Origin of the sequence: Bacillus sp. NPDC077411, assembly GCF_044543425.1 — a bacterium.
GTDB lineage: Bacteria > Bacillota > Bacilli > Bacillales > Bacillaceae_G > Bacillus_A > Bacillus_A bruguierae.
In genome coordinates, this window is record NZ_JBITWA010000034.1 from 22,046 (window position 1) to 29,805 (window position 7,760).

3 protein-coding genes and 1 pseudogene are annotated in these 7,760 nt (G+C 34.8%); 1 reads left to right on the forward strand and 3 read right to left on the reverse strand.

Translation table 11 applies throughout. The features are described 5' to 3' along the window. Positions 1 to 27: 27 nt before the first annotated feature. Entirely contained in the window at positions 28 to 678 is a 651-nt protein-coding gene (locus tag ACIGHG_RS24765; RefSeq protein ID WP_396551109.1) for a hypothetical protein, read from the reverse strand. On the opposite strand from ACIGHG_RS24765, the pseudogene ACIGHG_RS24770 reads away from it, so the two are divergent. Then, positions 644 to 1,198: pseudogene (locus ACIGHG_RS24770) on the forward strand (IS3 family transposase); the annotation flags it as partial. The gene ACIGHG_RS24765 and the pseudogene ACIGHG_RS24770 sit on opposite strands and share 35 nt — an antisense overlap. A 66-nt stretch (positions 1,199 to 1,264) precedes the next feature. Here ACIGHG_RS24770 and ACIGHG_RS24775 read toward each other — a convergent pair. Both ACIGHG_RS24775 and ACIGHG_RS24780 read right to left on the reverse strand, forming a co-directional pair. Continuing rightward, positions 1,265 to 2,545, reverse strand: a complete 1,281-nt coding sequence (locus tag ACIGHG_RS24775) for an MFS transporter (protein WP_396551111.1) — start codon at positions 2,543 to 2,545, stop codon at positions 1,265 to 1,267. Between the two features lie 70 nt (positions 2,546 to 2,615). Beyond that, the gene (locus ACIGHG_RS24780; protein WP_396551113.1) at positions 2,616 to 7,721 is read right to left on the reverse strand and encodes an amino acid adenylation domain-containing protein; all 5,106 of its coding nucleotides are present in this window, start codon (positions 7,719 to 7,721) and stop codon (positions 2,616 to 2,618) included. Positions 7,722 to 7,760 lie beyond the last annotated feature (39 nt).

Here is a 7,760-nt window from a genome sequence, read left to right on the forward strand (position 1 = left end):
TATCCAGTCCGTTTTTATATGTAAAGATTAACGAATATTTAGACGTACAGGAGCATTCTTTAATCTCACATCAGTAGTTGCAAAAGTAGCATTTAACTGTCTAGTAACCTCATTATACACAGGAGCTTCTTTTTTAGGATCTTTAATCGTCACAGCAATTACAAATGGAATTTTCACTTTTTCATCAAGGTTTCTCCAATTTGGTAACACTTCTAAAATTAATTCTCCTGTGCCCTTTCTTCCTGCCGGGCTTTTAAACTCTACTTGCTTAACATTTGACCACTTATGCTCATTTGTCATTCTATCTCTTTCCCATTTCTCTACAAAATCAATATCGGTCTTACTTCCTTTAGTGATTTTATCATAGGAACTTCCCACTTTTGTTCTTATTCTTACATCTAAGTTACATCTGCAATACTCACTACCAAATCTAGCTGAGAGAGGTGTGTCGTACACCATAGTAACTAAAATATTCCCTCTAATTTTCCCAAATTCATCATTAACAAGTGAATCAGGGATAGGAAACTCTTCAATTTTAATCCAGTTTGTCCCCTGAGAAGAATCAATTTCTCCTTCTAACATCAAAGTTATTTCATGTTCATCTCCATGTAATACTTCTGAGATTCGTTTTGGAATACCGTAACCACATTCATCAAAATCAACTGTAGAGGAACGCACAAATCTATTAGAACAAAACTTTTCTACAACTACAATAAATGAAAAATGGGTAGCGGATATTACCTACATTCACACAAAAAAAGACGATTGGTATTATCTTGCATCTGTCATGGATTTGTATCCTAAGAAAATTATAGGGTATTCATTTTCACGAAATATGACAACGAATCTTATGGTAAAAGCGTCAGAAAACGCTTACTATATACGAAAACCACTAGAAGGTCTCATTCTACATACTGACTTAGGGACACAATATACAGGTCAAAAATTTCAAAGCTTACTCGCGAATTATAAAATAAAGCCCTCTTTCAGTAAGAAAGGCTGCCTGTATTATAACGCTTGTATCAAGTCATTTCATGCCGTTTTAAAGAAAGAAGAAGTATATCGCACAAAATATGTTACATTTGAACAAGCAAACTTAGTACTATTTCAATACATCGAGGGATGGTATAACCGCAATAAGATTCATAGTAGTATTGGTTATAAAACTCCCCAAGCAATAGAAGATCTAGCTAAAAAGTATCTTAGGTTTAACTTTTTTGTGTCCAAAATTTTGACTCAAATCCATTATGTCATTCCCCTTTGTTTACTGACTTATCTTCTTTTCATCCCGTAAATTACCATTTATTTTTGTCTCTCTAACAAAAGGAATATGAATTATAAGCTTAAGTAACATCCCTAGAAATAATATAAACACAGATATACTTATAGAGTATTTATCAAATAAATACCCAAACATTAATACTCCAATTAATCCAGCTAATGAATGAAGTACATTTTGAACAGAAACATACCTACCTAGCATATTTTCTGGTATTATTTTTTGATAGAAGGTTGTATAGAACACTAGGTAAAATGCAAACAGTATATATAAAGTAAATCCTACTAATCCTAAATAAGAAACGATTCTAAATGAGCTACCATATAGAAACTCTATGAATAAATTATTAATTAATGGAAGTAACATTAATGCGAATAAAATATTCCCAATAAAAGAAACACTAATATTTTTTTCTACACTATATCTTCTATCTGCAAATCCTATGAGGAATATTGACAATATTGACCCCATAGTTGCCACAGTTTGTACTAATCCATATGTATACTCTTTTGCATTTAAAACTTCAATAATAATAAATGGAAATCCCACAGTAATAAATGGAAATAAAAACAAATGATTCATCATATCGTTCGTTACTAGTGATAATATCCTCTTATTTTGCCAGATCACCTTAATTCCTTCGCTAAAACTTATGATAAAAGATTGCTCATATTTAACTTTTGGTTCATTACCCACACTAAGATATATTAATAAACCAGCTGCTAATAAGTATGTTATTCCATCCACTAAAAATACTATAGATAATCCATAACTCCCAAAGAGTAATGCTCCTAAAAGTGGGCCTAGTGCAAAAGAAATATCAAGAATTACACCATAAAGAGTATTAGCTTTGGAAAGACTATCTCTATCCACAATTCTAGGAAAAATAGTTCCTATTGTTGGTTCGAAAAACGCACTACATGTGGAACCAATAAACACTAGTATGAAAATTATTCCTATATCTAGAGAATATTTCATTGTATAAAATGAAACCATAATAGAGAAAAAACCTCGAATTAAATCGATTATTATTAAAAATAGTTTCTTATTTACTTTATCTACTACTACTCCCGATATTGGTCCTATAATAATAATTGTTACAGCATGTATTATAAAAACCAGCGAGAGTTTTTGTGCTGAATTAGTTAATTGTAGAACATATAAAGCTAATGCTGCCTCTAAAAGTAATGTTCCTAATACTGAAGTAGCTTGCCCAAAAACAATAAGACTAAAATTTTTATTCTTGAATAAACTCAAATTTAGCATTTCATATTCTCCCTTAACCTATAATAGAATAGGCAACTTCAAAACAAGTTGCCTATTCTATCTCTACTATTTATTCTAATATATTCTTAACAACTATAGTATTTAAGTCCAAGTATTTATCGAACATTTCGTGGTGCTTACCATATCCCTGATGTATTAGTAACTGTTTTTCAGAAACTTGAGACCAAGTAGTAAGAGTATAATCGTCCATTTCTTCCGACTGAATGAAATGGATATTTCCTTTGATTATTTTTTGTATATTTATATTAGATAGATATTGATTATAGTTTATTAATGTTTCCATAATTAACTTTTCATACGGTCGATATAATGAATCATTCCTTATATCGATTCTTAATTTCTCTAGAAAACTCTGAAATTGTATTTCCTCTTCTACAGGATCTTTTATCATCTTTGTATCCAACATAATTATATCCTTAATCTTATAACCTCTTTCTTCAAGAGCTTTTGCTACTTGATAAGCAAGCACACCGCCAGCTGAATAACCTAACAACGTGTATGGTCCTTCATTCTGTATAGAAATCATTTCATCGATATATTTATCTATTTTCTCTTCTTCATCTATATAATTACAAGCATAAATTGCCTTATTATTAAATTGTTTAGCAAATTCACTATAATACATACCAAAACCAAAGATTGGAGGAAAACAAAAGATCTTGTCCCTTTTTTCTTTATTTAATAATATGAAACTTCTATCTTTTAAATAATTCTTTAATTGCTCTGATATTACAATCGCTAAATCTGCTATTGTGCTTGTTCCACTTATCATTTCATAATTAAATTTGATAGAAAACTGGTTTCTAATCGAGTTAAGAAGTATTATTAATTTTAAAGAATCGCCACCCAAATCAAAAAAGTTTTCATGAATCCCAACTTCCCGGTTTAAAGATAAAATTTCTTGCCAAAGATGAGCCAATTGTTCCTCTGTTTCGTTTCTAGGCGCTACATACTCCACATGGCCCATTGATGACCAATCTGGAGTCGGAAGGACCTTCCGGTCTATCTTTCCATTTGTATTTAAAGGAATCTTTTCTAACTGGATAAAGTAAGATGGAATCATGTAATCCGGTAATTCAGCCATCAAAGTTTGTCTTAGTTCAGCTACTGAAATATCACGGTTGGCGACAATATATCCACACAGATACTTTGCACCAACTTCATCTTCCCGGTCCATGACAACTGCTTCCTCCACATCCTCGTGTTTCAATAGCTGATATTCAATCTCTTCAAGTTCAATTCGGTACCCTCTGATTTTGACTTGATGATCTATTCGTCCCAAAAACTCTAGGTTACCATCTGGCAACCATCTTACCAAGTCACCTGTCCGGTACATCTTCTCACCTGGAATAAATGGATTCTCCACGAACTTCTCTGCGGTCAATGTCGGATTGCCAAGATATCCTCTTGCGAGGCCTTCCCCCGCAATACATAACTCACCTGCGACTCCAATTGGAACTAGTTCTCTGTCATTACAAATATAAATACGAGTATTAGCAATCGGTTTTCCGATATTAACAGTAGTTTCCTCAGATCCGATTTCACTCAGTGTTGACCATATTGTCGTTTCAGTTGGGCCATATACATTATATAGTTGGGCACCTGTCAGCTGTTTGATTTTCACTACTAAATCTTCACCCAGTGCTTCCCCACCAATAATTATCTTTTCGATATTTGATAGGTTTTTTAGTTCTAATAAACTTCTCATCCGAGAAGGAGTAGACTGTATTATATTAATCGAGTTTTCTTTTATCAATTTGTCTAGTTCTTGAATATCTAACTGTTGCTGAGAAGATGCTATGACTACTCGTAACCCTTTTACTAGTGAAAAAATAGTTTCTAATACAAAAATATCAAATGAAATTGATGTTAAACTTAACATCCTCATATCTTTCTCTAGTTGAAGGTTGTTGGACATCCCCTCAACAAAGTTGTTAACGGACTGATGTTCAATCATAACTCCTTTTGGTGTACCTGTTGACCCTGAAGTGTAGATAACGTATGCCAAATTATTAGGCATACATGCCTCCTCAAGATTGTGCCCGTTAATATGATACGAGCTTTCACTGTCCAAATAGATTTTATTCCCTTCAAATTCTACTGTATCTAACAGCATTTCCTGTCCAAGGATAAACCCCGTTTTACTATCCCTCAACATAAATTCGATGCGCTGTTTTGGTAATTTTTGATCAATTGGAAGATACGCACCGCCTGCCTTCAGTATGCTCAATAAACCTACTAACATATCTGTATTCCGTTCTGTCATAATCGCAACTACTGTATCTGGTCCTACTCCTTTGCTTCGAAGGGTACGCGCTAACTGGTTCGCCCGCTCATTTAATTCTTGGTAAGTCAACCGGCTTTCTCCTGCCACTATAGCCACTCGATTTGGAGATTGTTCCACTTGTTCTTCAAACAACTTATGAATCGTCTTTTCCTTCGGATATTCCATATTTGTATTGTTGACTTGATACAGTAAATAGTCTGTTTCCTCTGATGATAAGATGCCCACTTCATCCAAGTTTTGTTCTTGACTTATAGACAAGTTTGTTAACAAATTGACAAAGTGCTTTTGGAATCGAACCATTGTATCATGTCTAAATAAACTTGTACTGTATTCCAGTTCAAACTCAATACTATCTTCTCCCTCTACTGCAGTTAATAATAAATCAAATTTGGATGTATTGTTGACATGGTCATATGGTTTCATCTCCAGCCCATTCGCTTGGATTTCTTCCATATCCATATTCTGTAGAGTGAATAATGTGTCGAACAGCGGGTTCCTGCTCATATCTCGCTGAATATCTAACGTTTCCACAAGTTCTTCGAATGGATAGTCTTGATGTTTAAAGGCTTCCAAGGTAACTTCTTTCACTTCTCTAAGGAATTCCGTAAATGACTTATTCCCTTGTGGTCTGTTTTTTAAAGCGAGCGTGTTTACAAACATCCCCACTATATGTTCCAAGTCCGCATGTGGGCGTCCCGCAATAGGAGACCCTACTACAATCTCTTCTTGCCCCGTATATTTGTATAATAATGTGTTGTAAGCAGCCAACAAAACCATATATATAGTAGCGTTCTGTTGTTTCCCGATTAACTTCAGCTTTTCTGTAATTTCTTGGCCAATTTGGAAATTGAGACTATTCCCTTCGTGACTGAAGACCGGTGGTCTTGGATAATCTGTTGGCAGGTTAAGAATTGGAATATCACCCTGAAATTGTTCTTTCCAGTATGTTTCCTGTTCCTTTAATTGATCATTATTTATAAGATTATGTTGCCACATAATGTAGTCTCTATAGCGAACTTGTAGTCTATCTAATGTTTTGCCACTATATATTTCCAAGAATTCCTTAATTAATAACTGTATTGATGTTCCATCAGAAATGATATGGTGCATATCTACAATTAAAATATGTGTATTAATGTCCATTTCAATTAGTCCCACTCTAAGCAAAGGTCCCGTAGACAGATCAAATGGACGAATAAATGCTTCTATCGCTTGTTCAACCTGTCCCATTGTTACTTCCATATGTTCCACATTAAAACTCACATTTTTGTGAACTTTTTGAACTGGCATTCCTTCCACTAACTCGAATGTAGTTCGGAAAGACTCATGGCGCGCAACCAACTGACCGAATACAAAATTCAGTCGCTCCAGATTTAATGAACCTTTCACCTTCATAATAGAAGTTATATTATAGCTAATATTATTCTCCTCTAATCGATTAATTACATACATCCGCTTTTGTGCTGAAGACAATGGGTAATATTCTTGGTCTTCTACTCGTGTAATTGCTGAATAGACACTTTTATTTGATTGATCGATATATGCTGCAAGCTCCGCAATCGTTTGACGCGTAAATACTTCTTTAAGGGGTAACTCTACATCGAACTGTTTATGAACTTTTGACAACAATGATGTAGCCCTTAGGGAATGACCACCCAATTCAAAAAAGTTTTCATGAACCCCAATTTCATGCTTCAAAGACAGTACCTCTTGCCAGATATCAACCAATTGTTCCTCTGTTTTGTTTCTAGGTGCCACATATTCCGCAGAGCCAACTGATGACCAATCTGGAGCTGGAAGGACCTTTCGGTCTATCTTGCCATTCGTATTTAAAGGAAACTTCTCCAACTGGATAAAGTAATATGGAACCATGTACTCTGGTAATTCAGCTAACAAAGCCTGTCTTAGTTCTGTCACTGGCACATCACATTTGGTAACAACATATCCGCACAGATATTTCTCACCCACTTCATCTGCCCGAGCAATGACAACTGCTTCCTCCACATCCTCATGTTTCAACAACTGATGTTCAATCTCTCCAAGTTCAATTCGATACCCTCTGATTTTGACTTGATGATCTATCCGTCCCAAAAACTCTAGGTTCCCGTCTGGTAACCATCTTACCAAGTCACCTGTCCGGTACATCTTATTACCTGGAATAAATGGATTCTCCACAAACTTCTCTGCGGTCAACGTCGGATTACCAAGATATCCTCTTGCCAACCCTTTTCCACCAATAAAAAGTTCTCCAGCTACCCCGATTGGTTGCACTTGTAATCTTGAATTCAAAACATACATGTTTTGATTAGGAAGTGGTTTACCAATCGGCAAGTTGTTTACCTGTGATATAAAATGTAACTTTCTCTCATAATAACTAGATTCTACTGTAGCCTCGGTTACACCATAACCATTTATGACTCTCATCGTGTCACCAAATCTATCCACTATCTTGTTAAATTCATACACCGGACAACTATCTCCCCCAAATATCAGCACTTTCATGCAAGAAATATCGAGTCCACTTTCGTATACATGCTTCAAAAGTGGAAGAATTAAGCTAGGTGACGAGTCCAAGACATTAATCTGATGCTTGTGGATATACTGATAAAGTTTTTCTGGTTGAACTTTCACCTCATCTGGACATATATGTAACTGACCGCCATTTAATAAAGACTTAACTAAATCACCCGCAAATACATCAAAAGAAAAGTTAGCAACTTGTAATAATCGAATAGGAAAAGCCTTTAAGTTATAAGCGTCTCTCCACGAGAAGCTTGCATTAGAATAAGTATGATGCTCAATCATGACTCCTTTTGGTGTACCAGTTGAACCTGAAGTGTAGATAACGTATGCCAAGTTATTAGGCATACAAGCCTCCTCAAGATTGTTCCCATTTATATGGTAAGA

Coding starts and splice junctions, on each gene's coding strand:
- ACIGHG_RS24775 (WP_396551111.1), bottom strand. CDS start 2,545: ATGCTAAATTTGAGTTTATTCAAGAATAAAAATTTTAGTCTTATTGTT.
- ACIGHG_RS24780 (WP_396551113.1), bottom strand. CDS start 7,721: ATGCCTAATAACTTGGCATACGTTATCTACACTTCAGGTTCAACTGGT.